Genomic DNA, 17173 nt, shown 5'->3' with positions numbered 1-17173 from the left:
TTATTGTTCTTTTCCTGTATCATTTGAAGGTAGTTTCTTCACTTGTTTTTCTTTAAATATTTCTCCAATTGCCCCGAGAGTACCAAGTGTTTCAATTGCATTAGACGGAATAAAGACTTTATTTGCTGGTCCTTTTGCAACTTCAGCTAATGATTCAAATGATTTGTAAGCAAGTATACGCTCATCCAAATTCGCTTCACGAAGCAATTCAATACGATTTTGTTCTGCTTTTGCGATTTCTTCAATTGCCCTTGCTTCCCCTTGCGCTTCTAATTCTTTTGCTTCTTTTATACCTTCAGCTTCGCGAATACGCGCTTCTTTATCCCCTTCAGCCATCAAGATTTTACTTTGCTTTTCCCCTTCAGCACGAAGGACTTTATCTTGTTTTGCTGCTTCAGCTTCTAAAATAATCGCACGTTTATTACGCTCAGCCTTCATTTGTTTTTCCATTGATGCTTGCACATCTTTTGGCGGGTTAATATCAACAACTTCGACACGTTCAATACGTACGCCCCATTTTTCTGTTGCTTCATCAAGCGCTAAGCGGATCTCTGTTGAAATTTTTTCACGACCAGATAACGTTTCATCCAGTTCCATTTTACCGATAATTTGACGCATCGTTGCTGAAGTAATATTACGAACACCATATTCATAGTTTGAAATACCATATGTCGCAAGTTCTGGTTCAACAATTTGATAGAAAATAATAGTATCAATTTCTACTTGAACATTATCTTTCGTAATTACCTTTTGCGGTGGTACATTCGTTTGTTGAATACGTAAGTCATGATATACACGAACACGATCTACAATTGGTATTAAAATATTTAACCCTGGGTGCATGATACGTTGAAACTTACCAAATCTTTCAACAACCCCAACTTTTTGCTGAGGAATAATTTTAATTGTTAATGCGATAAATGTAACTACAATTAGTGCGAATATAATCGTTAACGTTAATGCTACCATATTTATTCACTCTCCTTTTTCACTTGTAATATAGTACTATGCCTCTTTATAACAACGACTTTTTCTCCAGCATCAATTGAAGAATCTGCAATAGCTGTCCAAGTATCTCCATCCACTTTCACAATACCATTCGCTTCATTTGTAATCGCTTGCATAACAATCCCTTTTTTACCAACAAGCATATCTACTGTATCAGTAAAACCTTTTGCTTCTCGAAAGTTTTTTGAAATTCTTTTCGTAAAGAATGTCAAAGTTAAACTTACAATTGCACCAACAGTAACTTGTAACAGTAGTGCATCAGGAGCAAACAAAGCAATAAGACCTCCGACAACAGCTCCAATTCCAAGCCAAAGCATGTAAAATGTAATCGACAACATTTCTGCGATAAATAAAATACCAGCTATTATAAACCAAATTACCCAAGCAGCCATATGCAACCCTCACTTTCTTTCTCATTTTCTATATGTATATGAAGAAAAGAATGGTTTATCCGCCCTTTCTTACACTTGGGCGTTTGCTACAAGCTATTGTACATACTCACTGTTACAATGATCATTAATATAATACTATATCAATATATTCTTCATTATACATGAAAATCCCTTTCAAAAAGTGACAAAAAATTAAATTCTTTAAAAATTTTAATTTTTAAATTACAATTATTCTAATTACTAAATACTATTTTTTATAGAGGTGATAATCTTATTGAGAAACCTGTCACTAATCTACTATTTAGGTTCCAAAATATGCATTACTCTCGCTGACATCGTATATGTAATGATTATTACAACTCATATTTATATAGCAACTAAATCAGCTACTATTACTGCTCTTTTTCCATTATTACAAGTTATCACAAATCTAATTGCTAACATCTCTGCACCACTTATAATAAATCGTTTTCCATCTTATACGCTGTTATATACGCTCCAATGGCTGAAAACAGTCTTTTTACTATTATTAATGATTTTGTTCCCGGTCTTATCCACAAACATTATAGCTCTATTAACTTTTATTTTTGTCATTTCATTATGTAGTGGGTGGAGTGCTCCGTTATTATACAGTATTCTTCCGCGCCTTACACCGAAAGAAAAATTAGTAAAAGTAAATAGTATCTTTTCCTTTTCAACACAAATTGTGCAAGCCGTTGCTTATTCATTTACGAGTATTGTCGTTCTTCTCATTGGCACTACTTCTACACTCATGATTAATAACATTTTAATGATTTTCGGATGCATTGCATTACATTTTTCATTACGTTCCATACATACTGAAAGAATAGCAGATTCTCCCTCTTCCAAAAGTACTGTTTTATTGGAAGGTTGGAAACTCCTATTTCAAAATCCTTCTCTCCGTACCGTTACATATATGGACTTAATCGAAACTTTCGCAGGGACAATATGGATTGGTGCTATTACGATGGCATACGTTACGACTATCCTTCATAAGGGCGAAGAATGGTGGGGATATATTAATACAAGTTATTATGTTGGCACGTTAATCGGTGGTCTATTAGCCTGGAAAATGAGTTCCTATATTCAAAACAATTTAATACGATCTATGTCGATTGGCTCTCTTATGTTTAGTATTCTTACATTTTTATACGGTATGACAAGCAGCGGATTTATTGCGCTTTTTCTATGTGTTCTAATGGGACCATGTTATCAAATTAGAGATATTTCCCAAACGACTGTTTTACAATCAAGTGTCGCCCCTGCTTTATTATCCAAAATGTATACAGCACATGGTGCACTTCTTTCAACAGCCTCTGGACTATCTATGCTTAGCATTGGCATTATTACTGATATGTTCGGTGTTCGTACAATTTATATCATCGCTTCTATTCTTATTTTATGTTCCGCTTGTTTATCTTTTAGTTTATTAAAATATCATAAGACAGAGCAGAACGATATTTCAATTTAATCACTAAAACAAAGAGGACAGGGATTCCTGTCCTCTTTGTTTATTCTATTCATGATAAGTTGGGGATTTTTCTATGCTTTGTCGCTTGTTCAAAAGCATAAGCTAGCTTAATTAATATCCCTTTAAAGAAATTCAATATCCTTATTTAAACACCTTTAATTTCCCGAAAAATAAAAAAAGTCTGAAACAGATTAAACTTCGCTTCAGACTCTTACATTACTGTGCGTATACTTCATCTAACAAATGTAAAAACTCACCTTGTTTCCCAGCTAATTCAGGGCATTTTGCAATATCAACCCATTCGTAGCAAAATACTAATCCTTTATCTTCCTCACCAGCACTTACAATATGTTCCCAAGTATCCTTTACATCTGTTAGTAAAGTTACATGAAAAAAGTGGCGTTTTTCATATTCCTGTTTTTCTTTCATATGTATGATGTAATCTGCTAAAAAACGTTCTATGCATAAATGACGCAATCCGGATTCTTCCTGTACTTCACGCAATATAGCCGCTTCTAACGTTTCACCTTCATTAACCGTTCCTCCTGGCACTTGAATACCAGCTTCATGTATATCACGATGTTTAAAAACAAGTAATTGCATAACCCCCTCTTTTTCTCTTGTAATATATGCATGTACTTTTTTCTTATATAACATCGTCATTATACGTCTCTCCCCTCAATCATTTACTCTGTTACTTCTTCAAGCGTCAGTTGATTATCATACAAATATGTAGCTTGTGGATTTCCCACATACCTTACGTGCCATGGTTCATACCGATAACCCGTAATCGTTTCTTTCGCTTTTGTGTATCGAACAACAAAACCAAATTTATGGGCATTTTCAGAAAGCCACTGACCTTCTTTCGTTTCCCCAAAAACCGTCTCTAACTGAAATTTAGCAGATTGAGACGTAATATCCATAGCTAGTCCAGTTTGATGCTCACTTGTGCCAGGAACCGCGCTAGACATTGCTGTTTTTGCTTCCCCGTCTTGTTTTTTATACATCGTATTTAATGCTTTTTGTCGATCAAAAGATCTAAATCCAGAAACTGCAAAAAGAAAAATACGCTCGTTGTCAGCCTGCTGAAACATATCCTCAAGCGCCCTCGCTGCCTCTTTTCTCATCTTTTTCTTTTCTTGATCACCTTCACTAGAGTAGCGCACTTTCGGAATAACTAAATCTGGCGGTCTATACCCATCTGGTAAACGCCTACTTTTATTTACAAGTACAAGCATTGAATTCGGATTATTAATTACCGCAATATCCCCATCCATATTAGCAATCGTTTCTTTCGCTTTCGGAAATATGCTATTTACACTTACTTCCCGCGCCTGCTTATCCTTATACATTTTATAATTGATTCCTGCTACTCCAATAATAATTATTGCAGCTACAATACCAAGTAGTGCCCATCTTTTTTTCATATAACGACCTCTTATTTTAATAATTTGGCCATTTCATACTCATCGATGCCCTTTCCATCGATAATAAGAGCAGCTTTTTTGACACCTTCTTTCTCAAATCCAGCTTTTTTATATAGTGCCTGAGCTCTTGTATTGTGGGCCATTACTGTTAATTCTAAACGCCATACATCATGTAATTTTGCCCACTTCTCAACCTCTTTAAACAATCTAGTCCCAATACCTCGCCCGTTATACTCTTGCAAAATACCAATTACAATGCTTGCCACATGCCTCTTTCTTTGAATGTTATTTCCATTCACTAATATAAAACCTACTATCCTCTCATCTTCAACTGCTACAAATATTGTTGCATATTCATTTTCCATAAATCGATGGATCATTTTTTCTTGTTGCTCAGCTGTAGTTTTCCTTTCTCCTGGTTCATATAGCATAAACTTCGTTTCTTCATCTAATTGCTTACTTAATTGCAAAAATGATGCTGCATCTTCTATTTCGATTTCCCTAATCACTTCAATCACCCTACCAGTTTCATAATAAAAAGTTTTCCTTATAAAAAGATTTTCTCTACTTTCCCGAAAATTCCTTTGTAAATCTCCTACTATAAATTGACAAATTTCGATATTACTATAACAACGACAAATTATGTCTATTCTGTGACGTCTCACCATTACAAAGAAAAAACGCAAGCATTACACTTACGTTTTTTCAAGATTGAAGTGCGCTAATAATTATCGATAGATGTCCTGGCTAATTCACGTTTCACTTTATCCATTCACTTTTTCTGCCTGCCAAAAATATTCACCAAATGCTTTAGCAAGTGCATCAATTGATCGATTCAATTCTTCCTCTGTATTATCTACACCGCCAACTTCAATTAATATTGCTTGTCCTGATAGGTCTTGATTATAGATTCCATTTCCTGTCTGGAACCCTTTTTGAATGACCCCACGACTCACTCCTGGATATTTCTTATTAATCGCCTCATGTAAAGCTGTCGCTAATTGTAAGTTTTTTTCATAGTTTTTATTTCCTTTCCCTACTACAAATGCAAGCTTTGCATATGACTTATCTCCAATTGTTTTTGTCGTTACATTCTTTCGGGCACTATCACGATGCAAATCAAAAAAGTATTGAAGATCTTTATTTCCAGCCATAGCTTGCTGCACAATTTCTCGTGACATTTTATACGAACTATTACTGTTTAAACCTTTACTTATTAACTTTTGACCAACATCACTCTTATCGTTAGTAGCTCCAATCCCTTCACCTTCTAGTTGTTCACGGAAACGATCTCCTAATATAGAAATATTCGATACAGAACTCGTTGCTTTATTCGGATTCGGGTCATTCGTTAAGTTAAGTAAAGGTAAATAAGATTCCCAGCTATGTGTATGATAAATAAACGCAACTTGTCTCTTCCCAGTCGTTTGGGACGGCTGTTTTTTCTCTTTACTCGTATCTTGTTTAGGTACTTGTCCAGTTCCACTAGTCCGTTCCTTCACCACTTCTTCAAGAGGAACACTCGACTCTATCGGTAAGTTAGAATAATTTGTACCCTCACCCGCAATAACAATTTCTGTATCGTACTTACCAAACCCCGGGAGCTCTTTCCCGACGAAACTGCGTACATCATTAAAGCGAATATTTGTAGCCATAGAAAAGAGAAAAGAAGAAATTGAAAAATCTTGATTCAAATTTCGATACTCCTGTGTAAAATAATGATTCTCTTTTCCAAGTACATACATGTAACCATTCATCGATAACTCATTTAACCAATTATATAAATACGTTGACTTTGTCTCTTTCATAGAGGTTACCATCATACTAATAAGAAAAAAAGTCGCTAGCATTGTAGTAATAACAAATAAAACTAACTTACGCATACTTGTAAACTTCATAAAAAAAAAGCCCCGATTCATACTATCACCTCTCTATTTCAAGTTATGTACAAGCCCTAGAGAATAGACCGTTAAAATTTCGGCTATATTGTTAATGAGGTGAAATGAATTGAAGCTATTAATAGGAATATTACCAATCGCTCTATCATTCATTTTTTATTTGTCCGCTAAGCAACCAAAAATCTCTATTGTGCTACATATTTCTGCGTACTTGGCACTGTATGTACTCGGTATAATTATTTCCATTAATATATACGATGTTTTAATACAAGATTTAGTTTTCATGACGAGCATTCATGGAATTTTACTGAATCCATTTTTCCTTATTGCAGGAGCGTATATAGGAACATACACTTTGTACCTACTTTTGTCTCACATTATTATGAAAATAAAAAATGGAGCGTAATGAAATGCAACCACCATTTATCTGTCATACATGCAAAAAAAGAATTGTGAGAAAGAAAGACCTTATTACAGCCACATGGTACTTCCGCTTTTATTTATTTCACAGTGATTGTTTTAAACGACAGCAAGTGTTTATCTCACGATTTCTCCCTGTGAATACACTTTTCAATTTCTTTCTTATTATATATGGACTTATTTTTGGCAGTATTCTTATGATTACAGAACCATCTATTATTTGGCTGACTTTCTTTTTTCCCATTTTTTATCGGTTTCTTTCTTATTATTATGTTGAACGTTTTTTCTCTACATAACGCGTAGACTGACCTCTCGGAATACTTAAACATTCCCACTCGTTTTCTTTTAATATCTTCCCAATGTAAATAATCTGACCAATATGCAATGCATAATGAGCAATTTGCCTTTCAATTGCTTGCATGACAGTATGTGCTTCACCGCGAATGTATACCGTCTTCAATAAGTGTTCCGGCGTTAAAGTATTCATCGTATTAAAAACATATTTCCATCCTTCTTGCCAAGCTATAAGGGTTTCTTCTTTTGAATGATAGCATCCTTCAAATTCACCATCTCGATTACGATCTGTTTTTTCACCATCAGACGTTAAAAAATCCGTCCATCTAGAACGCATATTACCGTGCAGATGCTTAATAATAATCGCTATACTATTTGTTTCTTCATGAGAAGACCATTGTATTTGTTCATATGATAATTGAGAAAGTGCCCGTTCCCCTTGTTTCTTTGTTGCTTTAAAGTTCGAAATCGCACATTGTAAATATTCTCGTCCGATATCCATATTAGCCCCTACCTTCACCCTAGCTAATTTTTGTTCCATTTGGCAATTTCATATTAGGCTGAAGTAACACAACATCATCAGCTTCAGGAACACCACCAAGCACAAGCACTTCTGATTTGAATCCAGCTACACGCTTTGGTGGAAAGTTTACAACAGCAACGATTTGTTGACCGATTAAATCTTCTGGACTATACCTTTTCGTAATTTGAGCACTTGACTGCTTTATCCCGATTTCTCCAAAATCTATTGCTAGTTTAATCGCTGGTACTCTCGCTTCTTTAAATTCCTCTGCATGTATTACAGTTCCAATTCTCAAATCCAAATTTAAAAAATCTTCAAAATTAGCCATTTATCATTCCCCCCAATTATTACTTAGACAAAATACAAAAATCCCCTTCAAAAAAAGAAAGGTGCCTAAGCACCTTTCTTTTGTAATTCACTTGATTCATTTGATTTATAGAAGAAGAAACCGAGAATCCCGCCAATACATGATGGAATTAACCATCCGATTCCTTCGTTATATAACGGTAACATTTGTAGTACATTAGAAATCGCGTCAATTTTAATTTTCGCACTTTCTAAACCGTTAAAGAAACTAATTAACAATGCACCTAAAATAGCTCCAATATAAATTGTATTACGCTTCCCAATCCACTTATGGAAATACGAAAGTACAATTAATACAATTGCAACTGGATAAATGATCATTAACACAGGTAATGTTACTGCGATTAATTGTGTTAAACCTAGGTTAGATACAATTAAACTAAATACACATACCATTGTTACAATCGTTTTATGCGAAAGTTTTGGGAATAAGTTTGTAAAGAAACCCGCACACGCAGATGTTAACCCAACAGAAGTTGTTAAACAAGCGAGTATAATAACAAGCCCTAATAAAATTTTACCACTCGTCCCATATAGCTCATTTACAACATTCGTTAAAATAAGACCACCGTTTTCTGAGATACCAAGTGATGTGCTTGTTGAACCAAGATAAGCAAGCGATAAATAAATTAACGTTAAACCAAGTACAGCGATAATACCTGATACTACTGTTATTTTTGCAATTTGACTACTCTCTTTTATCCCTTTAGAGCGGATAACTTGTACAACGACAATTCCGAATACGAGCGCGCTAATTGCATCCATCGTTAAATATCCTTGAATAAATCCACCAAAGAAAGCATTTTCTTTGTAAGCAGCTAACGGCGCAGCTGGCTCTCCAATTGGATCAATAATTGCCTTTCCGACAATAACAGCGACAATTAATACTAATAATGGTGTAAGAAACTTTCCGAACCAATCCACTAATTTAGATGGATTTAATGATAAATACCACGTTATTCCGAAGAAAACTATCGTGAAAAGAAATAGCATGTACCACTCTGAAACCATTGCCTCTGATAAAAACGGCTTCATACCCATTTCAAACGAAACAGCTCCAGTACGAGGAATCGCGAAAAATGGTCCAATTGCTAAATAACTAATCAATGGGAAAATAAACGCAAATATAGGGTGGACTCTAGAAGATAGCGCTTTCAAGTCCCCCTCTACAAACGCGACAGCTGTTACAGCTAGTAGGGGTAATCCGACTCCCGTTACAAGGAATCCTATTGTAGCAATCCAAACATTCTCTCCTGCTTGTTGACCTAAAACTGGCGGAAAAATTAAATTTCCTGCTCCTAAAAATAATGCAAATAGCATTAAACCAATTGCTACCGTATCACCTGGCCTTAAACGTCCCTTCATGCTCTTCATTTGCATAGCACTTTTTCATTGTTTATCTCTATATTTTACAATATGCTATGCATCCTCCTCTCTGCTCAAGATGATAAAATATGCCCCTTACAAAGCAGTGTCTTTCTCCATAATTTCTCCATTCCCCTTATTTTTACTCTAATCATTAATACAATTATTATTTTAAATTTTGATTTTTTTGAATTTTCAAATCATTAGAGTATTATTATGTGGAGTATAGATGTCAGACCTCTTTGTTTTTATCACACATATAGTAACATATTTAGTTGCAAAATAAAAACATATTTTCAAATTGATTTTTTTGAAAATCGAAATTATCTACATTTTTTATTCTCTTACACAAATATTGTTATAATCTCACCTATTATTCGATCGTTATTTTCAAATAACTTTATACACGTAACATACAAAAGCCATCTAATATAATTTAGATGGCTTTTGTATGTTACTCTATCGTTTCAACTTCACGTGGATTTTTCATCTCTTCCACATACACAACTCTAAATCCGTGATCTTCTAAATCTTTCAATAATGTCTCTAATTCACCGTCGTTAAACTCTTCTCCTAATGTAAACATAATTCTACGAACTAATAAGGCATCATTATCAAAAGTCATCAAACTTTGAATACCAGTGTATTTCTTTAAAACTGTCGATAACTTTTGGATTGCTCCATTATAGTCTTGCGTTCCAATCATGACAGAGTATTTACTAGAGTGAACACCCCATGCATCCTCTAATAACTCAAAAACTTTTTTATGCGTTAAAATTCCAAGGAAAACCCCTTTTTCATCAACTACTGATAAATAAGGCAATTTTTTTATTGTAAAAAATACTTTAAAGAAAGATGAATCTTCTCTCACAAATCCTTCTTTATCGTTTAATAATTGTATTACACTCTCATCAAGTGATCCTTTATATTCTAAAATATCTACTTTATATATATTCCCTAAAAATTTCTCTTTTTTTTCATCTAAAACTGGTACACAACGATACCCCGTTTTATTTAAATGCTCTAACGCTTCCCCTATCGTAATCGAACTTGAGCACAGTAAAACTTCCCTTTTCGGCACGTAATTCCCTTTAATCCTCATAAAAAGCCTCCTTATGTTAAAATACTTTCTGTGCCATAACTATATTATATTTTCAGAAAAAAATAAATAATTTATTTTATTTTTCTGAAAATTATTCATTTTCTTGTCATAATTTATTCATGAATCCTTCACTTGCATATTTTTGCTATCAAATCTTCTCTCTGAATTACTGAATGAAAAATATATTGTAACTTCTTTCAAAAAAAGCTAAAATAAGAATAAGAATTTTCTGAATATTCTAAGAGTAGGTGGTTATATGTCCTTATTACGCTCACATATATGTAAATTTATAATTGGTATTATTGTTATTTTTGCCATAAGTCCTATTCCAGCTCTTTTTATTACACACAATTATTCTTATCAAAATGGATTTATTAGCATTTTTCAAAACTTCGCACAGCTTTCTTCTATATCAATTCCAAAGGTTGATTGGATGCATGAATCTATCTTTTTCTCAGCAAACCAAATGATACATACTTCTAATCATTCAACACCATTATTCCCTTACATATGGGAAATATATTTTATATCAATTGTTCGTTTTACTTTTACCCTTGCGATCGGATTTTTCATAAGTTTGGGTATCGGCCATTTATTTTTCAAATTACCTAATTCGTTTAAAAAGTTTACTACTGTATTGAAATGGATACCTTACTCTTTTTGCACTGTAGTATTACAATGTTCAGTCTTATTACTACTTCTATACATCGCACAATTTATAAACCTTCCTTACTACTCATCATTTATCATCGTATGTAGTACTTCCATGATTATCGTTATGCAAGCAGTAAAAAAATGGATTCCTTTCTTAAAAAACACAAATGAATATGAAATAAAACATGATTCTTTTCTTGTGGATACATTGTTTTTGGCGCTTACTTCGAATCATAAATCAATTTTAGGTTCCATTATTCTTTCATTCGTTTTTATGGAATGCGTTTTTCATGCAAATGGACTGTTACAATTTATCGTTCAATTTGGCGGAAATTCACCCATAATTGTTACAATCGGCTTATTACTACTCTATATCCCATATAGCATACTTTCTTTCCTTCAAACACTATGGACCACAAACTACTCCAAACAACAGTCATACACTTTGACGAGAAGTGTTCCAAAACCTTAATTTAAAATAACCCTCTATAATCTAAAAGTAGGGGGTTATTCCTTTTGTATAGCGGACAAAATAACAGCAAATTCAAAAACTATTACAGAAACATACCAATATTTACCCTTTTCCTTTGACTATTCTTTTCATTTGGATTTATTATAAAAGTATAACATAATTGCAGGAGGTGACATCTTTATTCCAAACCTTGGAATGGAGAACACGCTTGGACATATTAAATATTTTTCTCATCTTTGTACTTATTCTTATTTCTGGCTTTTTCGTTGCATCAGAATTCGCTGTTGTAAAAGTACGAAAAAGTCGAATTGACCAACTTGCAAATGAAGGTAATAAACAAGCTTTAGCTGCAAGAAGCGTCCTATCTAATTTAGATGTTTATTTATCAGCTTGTCAGCTCGGAATTACAATCACTTCTTTAGGGCTTGGTTGGCTTGGTGAACCAACTGTGGAGCATATACTACGACCGCTCTTTGAAAAAATTAATATTACTGGAACAATGGCTAACACTTTATCTTTTGTTATCGCTTTTAGTGTTATTACATTTTTCCACGTTGTATTAGGTGAATTAGTTCCAAAGTCTTTCGCAATTCAAAAAGCAGAAGCGATCACACTCAAATTTGCAAGACCGCTTATTTTATTTGATAAAATTATGTACCCATTCATTTGGCTACTCAATAGTACAGCTATATTTTTCACAAAATTACTCGGATTAGAACCTGCGAAAGAAAGTGAACTTGCTCATTCTGAAGAGGAATTGCGACTCATTTTAGGTGAAAGTTTTAAAAGCGGTGAAATAAACCAAACCGAATATAAATATGTAAATAACATTTTTGAATTTGATGATCGAGTTGCAAAAGAAATTATGGTTCCTCGTACCGAAATGATTTGCTTATCTACTGAAAATACGTTAGAAGAAAATATGGATATCGTCGCTACTGAAAAATATACACGCTATCCAATTATCGAAAAAGATAAAGATGATATCATTGGGATGATCAATACGAAAGAAGTATTCCATGATCAAACGAAAGGTATTTATAAACCACTTGAATCTTATATACATCCTGTTCTAACTGTATTTGAAACAGTTCCAATTCGTAAAACGTTAGTCCATCTTCAAAAAAATCGCGTTCAGATGGCAATCGTTATGGATGAATATGGTGGTACTGCCGGACTTTTAACGATGGAAGATATTCTTGAAGAAATCATTGGAGAAATTCAAGATGAATTCGATGCGGATGAATCACCTATGATTGAAAAGCGTACACCTAAGCTTACTGTTTTAGATGGAAAGGTGCTTATTTCTGAAGTAAATGATATGTTTGGCCTACATATTGATGATAGTGATTTAGATACAATCGGAGGATGGCTTCTTTCTCAAGCAGTTGACTTAAATATTGAAGCTGGCTATTCCATTGAATATGCTGGTTTTCAATTTAAAGTATTAGAACTTGATGGCCATCAAGTCAAAAAAGTTGCTGTACATAAACTAGATATTAAAAAGGAGCTATAAAGTGACTGTTTTATTAACAATTTGTATCATTGCCTGTTTCGTTGTTTCATTTCTCGCCTTTATTTATCCAATTATCCCTGGCATACTAGCTGTCTGGGCTGGATATTTGATTTACCATTTCGGTATAAATGGAGGCGAATTAACAACTTCTTTTTGGATTATTCAAGTCATTTTTACTCTTTTCATTTTCGTTGCTGATTTTATTGCAAATGGATATTTCTTAAAAAAATACGGTAGTTCTAAATGGGGCGAACGTGTCGGAATGATTTCTATCATTGTCGGATCGTTCTTCTTCCCACCATTCGGACTTATTATCATACCGTTCTTATCAGTATTTATAACAGAACTAGTGCATAAAAAAGCGCCAAAAGATGCCTTTCTAGTTGGAGCCGCTACTGTAGTTGGTTTTTTAAGCAGTACAGTAGCGAAAGCAATTCTCCAAATCATTATGATTATCATCTTCTTGTGTTATATCATCTTTTAACCATCCCGACTTCGGGATGGTTTTTTAATATGCAATACCTACTCGACTATTTTCATATATGTTTTTCTTACATAGATCCCATGCAAAGTGTGCTGTATCACCCACTGTAATTTTTGATCCACCCTCTGGCAATATATCTTTTTCAGTTCGATATACCTCTGTCGCCTCACCATCTATTAAATGTGTCGGACAAACAACTGTCCAACATAAATTATTACTATTACTTAGTACTTTATATGCAGCCAAATGATCTTCCGCTGCCGTTGTCGTTTTCCTTTTTGATTCCGTTGATTGAAAACGATATAAATTTTGATTTGTTCTTGCTTGTAAAATACCAGCTGTTCCTATTGTTATGATTCTACGAACTCCTTCTTCTTCCATTTGCTTAATGATTTGTGGCATACTCTTCCCTAATGTTCCATTTTGATCCGTTCCAAGTGCACTAATTACTATATCGCTTCCTTCTATCACTTTCTTTATATCATTTTCGTTCAATACATTACCTTCTATCACTCGTAGCCTTTCATGTTGTATTTCTATTCTATTTAAATCACGCGCTAATGCAGTCACTTCAGCTGAATCCTTTAATGCTAAATTAATTATGTTTGAACCTACTCGTCCTGTTGCTCCCAATATACATACTTTCATTTGTTTTCCCCCTCTTTCATTCTCTTTCTATTTTTCAATAATCTCAGTCAATTTACAACAAAAAAGCTTCCTCATATATGAGAGGAAGCTTTATTATTACTTTATTTCTTTTCTTTAGAATCAGTAGACTTCTCGGTTCCGCTTGTTTCTTTATCCTTTTTATCCTCTTGTTGTGTTGTTGTGTCGTCTTCTTTCTTCTTGTCCTCACCTTTACTACAACCTACCATTAATAAAGAACTTGCAAGTGCCATAGCAGTTAATGATTTAACCCATTTATTCATTTGCGTTTCCTCCTTGTGATAGAATATGTACAACCTCATATTACTCTCTATTTTTAAAGGAGAGATTGAAAAACAGTAAATATACGGTAAATTTTTGTAAATCTTCTGATAACAAATCCTAATTTTAATTTATATATTTCATTTCCAATCGATACACAATAAAACTAGTTTTTTCTCTCAATGGACGTAAAAAAACTAAGGCGCATACCATTTCGCCTTAGTTTCTCATGCAAACTTTTCATTTTCATATAGATGTGTAATCTTATATTCCTTCTTCATAACATATTGCCACACACTATAAGCGTAACGGTTCATTTTCAGGAAACAATTTTCCAAAAATGAGCGAAACTCTGGATTAGCAACTTCCACTGCAACTTGAGCAAACTTTAAAGCTAATCGTTTCAAGTGCGCAATATAACTGGTTGCAATATGAATATCCCCTGTATATTTACTAACTGTTTCCTTTTCCATTTCATGCAAATCAAACTCCGTTGTTTCACAGGTTATATGTTGCACATTCTCTCCTTCTTGAAAATTTACTTGTTCATTATATGCTTGTAACATATATGGTAAATGGTGCTGTAATAGATTTTTTAATTCTTCGTCTCTGACCTTTCCAGCATACTCTCCAACCTTGTATATTAGTATATAACTATATCTCATTAATTCTTTCATACAGTCCATTAAAGCGCCTCCCTTCTCTTTCGTCCATATACTATAAATATGATGCTAAAACATTCGCTATTCTTGCTAAAAACCAATCCCATCTACTAATTTTCTCAAAATCTTCTTCAGAAAATCGTTTTGATTTATGAAAGTCTACCTGTAATCGACTCCATACTTCATCAACAACGGTTTTATCATATATGATACAGTTAGACTCACAATTTAAATAAAAACTTCTATTATCAAAATTCGCTGTCCCAATATCAACAATTTCTCCATCAATAATTGTTACTTTCCCATGAAAAAATCCATTTCGATATTGATAAATCTCCGCTCCAGCATGTAACATATCTTTCAAATATGGATAGGCAGCTTGTTTTAACAATATGGCATCACTTTTAAATGGCACGAGAATTTTCACATTAACACCACGATTTAATGCAGCTTTTAACTCTTTCACCATTTCTTTACTTGGTACAAAATATGGTGTAGCGATAATTAAAGACTTTTTAGCCTGCTTTAATAGTGCTCCATATTTTTCCCATAAGCCTTTTCCATTTGAAAATAAATATTGATATTTCACATTCCCTAATGTAGGTATACTTTCATGTATAGGCATTTTTTCTCCTGTATCTTCTTTCCAATCTTCGGCGAACTTTCTTTCCATATCCGCTGCACCCTCACCATGGATGCGCACGTGATAATCACGCCATGGCCCAAACTTTGGATTTTGTCCAAGGTACTCCTTTCCGATATTAAAGCCACCGACGTATGATACCTTTCCATCTATCGTAACAATACGTCTATGATTTCGTTGATGCAAAGAATAGAACATATTTTTCAGTTTCGGTTTTTTACTAAATGTAAACTTCACACCGTTTTCTTTTAATCGGCTAATTACCTTTTTCTTCAGCTTATATCCGCCTACCCGATCGACTGACAATTTCACTTCTACTCCGCTAGATGCTTTTTTCTCTAATAACTGTAAAAAATCTTGGCTTATTTCGTCTTTTCCTACAATATAAAAATGGATATATATATACTTTTCTGCATCGTTTATATCGTCAAATAATTTTCTATATAACTCTTCACCGTTCGTATATAGTTGAAATTCACCTAATCGAACTTGTCCTAATTCATATTCACTAGCCATTTCCTTCCCCATTTCCACATCGATGTTCATCCAAATGAATACACCTATTAAACAAAGGATTATAGCGAAAAAGTGCTTCATGGATAAATTCCTTTCTCCACTTACTGTTATTTCTATATCTTCCCTTTTTTATTACATTATCATTCAAGAAAATATGTCATTGCATGATATATGTCCATATCAAACAATAGCTCATTTGCATATTGTATGTTGTATCTTAAAATAAAAGGAGGAAATAACAATGGGCTTCGCACATGGTAATGGATTTGCGCTATTAGTCGTATTATTTATCCTCTTAATCATCGTCGGTGCTGCTTGCTTCTGCTAAGTAGCTACTGTCATATGATATGTGGATGAAAAAACTATAAAAGCGGACACCTATTTTAGGTGTCCGCTTTTCATTTTAAAACCATTTCCGACTGCTATAGTAACTTAAATGGCTAAATATTCATCTCAAAAGGTTAACAATGTGGCTACTTTCTTACTCTCTGCCTTACGTATATGACGCTGTTCTGCACGTAACACAGCAATACGATGTAATTCTTTCTCTTCTTCGGTTTCAGGGATAACACGCGGTACAGGAACTGGATTATTTTCCTTACTAAGTGCCACAAAAGTAACGAATGACGTTGCCGCTATACGCTTCTCACCTGAAATTAAATCTTCAGCCACTACCTTCACAAACACTTCCATCGAAGTTCTTCCCGTCCAAATTACGAAAGATTCATAACTAACACAATCTGAAGAACGAACAGGATGTAAGAAATCGACCCAGTCCATAGATGCTGTGACACATTCCTTTCTTGAATGTCTGGATGCTGAAATAGAAGCAACCATATCCATCTCCGCTAATATCTTCCCACCAAATAGCGTGTTATGATCATTTAAATCTGTTGGGAAGACTCGGCTCGTTTTGAACACCCTTGACTCATTGGCTGTTTTCCCCTTTACTTCTGTCATTGTTATCACCCCTTTAATGATCTATCCCTAATATTTCAATAATCACTATACT

The 17173-nt window shown here is 33.9% G+C and carries 22 protein-coding genes; 7 read left to right on the top strand and 15 right to left on the bottom strand.

All coding sequences use genetic code 11. The features are described from left to right. On the bottom strand, positions 1–969 hold the full coding sequence (locus BHV55_RS10385; protein ID WP_000226253.1) for an SPFH domain-containing protein: 969 nt from the start codon (positions 967–969) through the stop codon (positions 1–3). 2 nt (positions 970–971) lie between these two features. Next, complete coding sequence (locus BHV55_RS10380; protein ID WP_000741974.1) at positions 972–1400, bottom strand: NfeD family protein; 429 nt, start codon at positions 1398–1400, stop codon at positions 972–974. A 274-nt stretch (positions 1401–1674) separates the two neighbouring features. On the opposite strand from BHV55_RS10380, the gene BHV55_RS10375 reads away from it, so the two are divergent. Further along, entirely contained in the window at positions 1675–2892 is a 1218-nt protein-coding gene (locus BHV55_RS10375) for an MFS transporter (RefSeq protein ID WP_070757496.1), read from the top strand. Positions 2893–3108: 216 nt separating this feature from the next. On the opposite strand, the gene BHV55_RS10370 is transcribed toward BHV55_RS10375, so the two are convergent. The 4 genes from BHV55_RS10370 to spoIIP form a co-directional block, all read right to left on the bottom strand. Continuing rightward, the gene (locus tag BHV55_RS10370; protein ID WP_000178289.1) at positions 3109–3555 is read right to left on the bottom strand and encodes an NUDIX hydrolase; all 447 of its coding nucleotides are present in this window, start codon (positions 3553–3555) and stop codon (positions 3109–3111) included. Between the two features lie 23 nt (positions 3556–3578). After that, positions 3579–4319, bottom strand: a complete 741-nt coding sequence (locus tag BHV55_RS10365; protein WP_000747647.1) for a M15 family metallopeptidase — start codon at positions 4317–4319, stop codon at positions 3579–3581. Positions 4320–4330: 11 nt separating this feature from the next. Continuing rightward, on the bottom strand, positions 4331–4828 hold the full coding sequence (locus BHV55_RS10360) for a GNAT family N-acetyltransferase (protein ID WP_000617573.1): 498 nt from the start codon (positions 4826–4828) through the stop codon (positions 4331–4333). Between the two features lie 255 nt (positions 4829–5083). Beyond that, complete coding sequence (gene spoIIP / locus BHV55_RS10355; protein WP_001079280.1) at positions 5084–6238, bottom strand: stage II sporulation protein P; 1155 nt, start codon at positions 6236–6238, stop codon at positions 5084–5086. Positions 6239–6326: 88 nt separating this feature from the next. Here spoIIP and BHV55_RS10350 point away from each other — a divergent pair, with 88 nt between their 5' ends. Both BHV55_RS10350 and BHV55_RS10345 read left to right on the top strand, forming a co-directional pair. Further along, positions 6327–6623 (top strand): hypothetical protein, encoded by a 297-nt coding sequence (locus BHV55_RS10350; protein ID WP_000770736.1) that lies wholly within the window; start codon positions 6327–6329, stop codon positions 6621–6623. Positions 6624–6627: 4 nt separating this feature from the next. After that, positions 6628–6933, top strand: coding sequence for a hypothetical protein (locus tag BHV55_RS10345; protein WP_002164560.1), 306 nt, complete (start codon positions 6628–6630; stop codon positions 6931–6933). On the opposite strand, the gene BHV55_RS10340 is transcribed toward BHV55_RS10345, so the two are convergent. The 4 genes from BHV55_RS10340 to cbpA all read right to left on the bottom strand — a co-directional run bounded on the left by BHV55_RS10340 (position 6906) and on the right by cbpA (position 10287). Further along, positions 6906–7472, bottom strand: coding sequence for a DUF1572 domain-containing protein (locus tag BHV55_RS10340; protein WP_139147416.1), 567 nt, complete (start codon positions 7470–7472; stop codon positions 6906–6908). The two genes, BHV55_RS10345 and BHV55_RS10340, sit on opposite strands and share 28 nt — an antisense overlap. Continuing rightward, complete coding sequence (csaA, locus tag BHV55_RS10335; RefSeq protein WP_001263016.1) at positions 7453–7782, bottom strand: chaperone CsaA; 330 nt, start codon at positions 7780–7782, stop codon at positions 7453–7455. Before csaA ends, BHV55_RS10340 begins: the two co-directional genes overlap by 20 nt. A gap of 65 nt (positions 7783–7847) precedes the next feature. Continuing rightward, on the bottom strand, positions 7848–9185 hold the full coding sequence (gene brnQ4, locus BHV55_RS10330; RefSeq protein ID WP_011110049.1) for a branched-chain amino acid transport system II carrier protein BrnQ4: 1338 nt from the start codon (positions 9183–9185) through the stop codon (positions 7848–7850). A gap of 454 nt (positions 9186–9639) precedes the next feature. Beyond that, positions 9640–10287, bottom strand: coding sequence for a cyclic di-AMP binding protein CbpA (gene cbpA / locus BHV55_RS10325; RefSeq protein WP_001220526.1), 648 nt, complete (start codon positions 10285–10287; stop codon positions 9640–9642). 256 nt (positions 10288–10543) lie between these two features. On the opposite strand from cbpA, the gene BHV55_RS10320 reads away from it, so the two are divergent. The 3 genes from BHV55_RS10320 to BHV55_RS10310 all read left to right on the top strand — a co-directional run bounded on the left by BHV55_RS10320 (position 10544) and on the right by BHV55_RS10310 (position 13413). Next, entirely contained in the window at positions 10544–11413 is an 870-nt protein-coding gene (locus BHV55_RS10320; RefSeq protein WP_000055258.1) for a hypothetical protein, read from the top strand. Positions 11414–11621: 208 nt separating this feature from the next. Beyond that, positions 11622–12929, top strand: a complete 1308-nt coding sequence (locus BHV55_RS10315) for a hemolysin family protein (protein WP_000353738.1) — start codon at positions 11622–11624, stop codon at positions 12927–12929. 1 nt (position 12930) lies between these two features. After that, entirely contained in the window at positions 12931–13413 is a 483-nt protein-coding gene (locus tag BHV55_RS10310; RefSeq protein ID WP_070757500.1) for a DUF456 domain-containing protein, read from the top strand. 24 nt (positions 13414–13437) lie between these two features. Here BHV55_RS10310 and BHV55_RS10305 read toward each other — a convergent pair whose 3' ends face one another. The 4 genes from BHV55_RS10305 to cls form a co-directional block, all read right to left on the bottom strand. Beyond that, positions 13438–14061: an NAD(P)-dependent oxidoreductase gene (locus BHV55_RS10305; RefSeq protein ID WP_000861654.1), complete on the bottom strand. Its 624-nt coding sequence runs from the start codon at positions 14059–14061 to the stop codon at positions 13438–13440. A gap of 101 nt (positions 14062–14162) precedes the next feature. After that, positions 14163–14342: a hypothetical protein gene (locus BHV55_RS10300; RefSeq protein WP_001045960.1), complete on the bottom strand. Its 180-nt coding sequence runs from the start codon at positions 14340–14342 to the stop codon at positions 14163–14165. Positions 14343–14567: 225 nt separating this feature from the next. Further along, positions 14568–15026, bottom strand: a complete 459-nt coding sequence (locus BHV55_RS10295) for a spore coat protein (protein WP_000340535.1) — start codon at positions 15024–15026, stop codon at positions 14568–14570. 31 nt (positions 15027–15057) lie between these two features. Continuing rightward, positions 15058–16242, bottom strand: a complete 1185-nt coding sequence (gene cls / locus BHV55_RS10290; protein ID WP_070757502.1) for a cardiolipin synthase — start codon at positions 16240–16242, stop codon at positions 15058–15060. A gap of 160 nt (positions 16243–16402) precedes the next feature. Between cls and BHV55_RS10285 the strand changes: the two genes are divergently transcribed. After that, positions 16403–16489: a YjcZ family sporulation protein gene (locus BHV55_RS10285; RefSeq protein ID WP_000505094.1), complete on the top strand. Its 87-nt coding sequence runs from the start codon at positions 16403–16405 to the stop codon at positions 16487–16489. A 125-nt stretch (positions 16490–16614) separates the two neighbouring features. Here BHV55_RS10285 and BHV55_RS10280 read toward each other — a convergent pair whose 3' ends face one another. Beyond that, entirely contained in the window at positions 16615–17121 is a 507-nt protein-coding gene (locus BHV55_RS10280; RefSeq protein ID WP_000141164.1) for an acyl-CoA thioesterase, read from the bottom strand. Positions 17122–17173: the final 52 nt, after the last annotated feature.

It is taken from the genome of Bacillus sp. RZ2MS9, assembly GCF_001816185.2.
GTDB classification, from domain to species: Bacteria; Bacillota; Bacilli; order Bacillales; family Bacillaceae_G; genus Bacillus_A; species Bacillus_A cereus.
This window is presented reverse-complemented; position numbering and strand designations above follow the sequence as displayed.

Bases quoted from the DNA above. Each gene is read 5' to 3' on its own strand.
- BHV55_RS10385 (WP_000226253.1), bottom strand. From the start codon at position 969: ATGGTAGCATTAACGTTAACGATTATATTCGCACTAATTGTAGTTACA.
- BHV55_RS10380 (WP_000741974.1), bottom strand. From the start codon at position 1,400: ATGGCTGCTTGGGTAATTTGGTTTATAATAGCTGGTATTTTATTTATC.
- BHV55_RS10370 (WP_000178289.1), bottom strand. From the start codon at position 3,555: ATGACGATGTTATATAAGAAAAAAGTACATGCATATATTACAAGAGAA.
- BHV55_RS10365 (WP_000747647.1), bottom strand. From the start codon at position 4,319: ATGAAAAAAAGATGGGCACTACTTGGTATTGTAGCTGCAATAATTATT.
- spoIIP (WP_001079280.1), bottom strand. From the start codon at position 6,238: ATGAATCGGGGCTTTTTTTTTATGAAGTTTACAAGTATGCGTAAGTTA.
- BHV55_RS10345 (WP_002164560.1), top strand. From the start codon at position 6,628: ATGCAACCACCATTTATCTGTCATACATGCAAAAAAAGAATTGTGAGA.
- BHV55_RS10340 (WP_139147416.1), bottom strand. From the start codon at position 7,472: ATGGAACAAAAATTAGCTAGGGTGAAGGTAGGGGCTAATATGGATATC.
- csaA (WP_001263016.1), bottom strand. From the start codon at position 7,782: ATGGCTAATTTTGAAGATTTTTTAAATTTGGATTTGAGAATTGGAACT.
- brnQ4 (WP_011110049.1), bottom strand. From the start codon at position 9,185: ATGAAGGGACGTTTAAGGCCAGGTGATACGGTAGCAATTGGTTTAATG.
- cbpA (WP_001220526.1), bottom strand. From the start codon at position 10,287: ATGAGGATTAAAGGGAATTACGTGCCGAAAAGGGAAGTTTTACTGTGC.
- BHV55_RS10320 (WP_000055258.1), top strand. From the start codon at position 10,544: ATGTCCTTATTACGCTCACATATATGTAAATTTATAATTGGTATTATT.
- BHV55_RS10305 (WP_000861654.1), bottom strand. From the start codon at position 14,061: ATGAAAGTATGTATATTGGGAGCAACAGGACGAGTAGGTTCAAACATA.
- BHV55_RS10300 (WP_001045960.1), bottom strand. From the start codon at position 14,342: ATGAATAAATGGGTTAAATCATTAACTGCTATGGCACTTGCAAGTTCT.
- BHV55_RS10295 (WP_000340535.1), bottom strand. From the start codon at position 15,026: ATGGACTGTATGAAAGAATTAATGAGATATAGTTATATACTAATATAC.
- cls (WP_070757502.1), bottom strand. From the start codon at position 16,242: ATGAAGCACTTTTTCGCTATAATCCTTTGTTTAATAGGTGTATTCATT.
- BHV55_RS10285 (WP_000505094.1), top strand. From the start codon at position 16,403: ATGGGCTTCGCACATGGTAATGGATTTGCGCTATTAGTCGTATTATTT.
- BHV55_RS10280 (WP_000141164.1), bottom strand. From the start codon at position 17,121: ATGACAGAAGTAAAGGGGAAAACAGCCAATGAGTCAAGGGTGTTCAAA.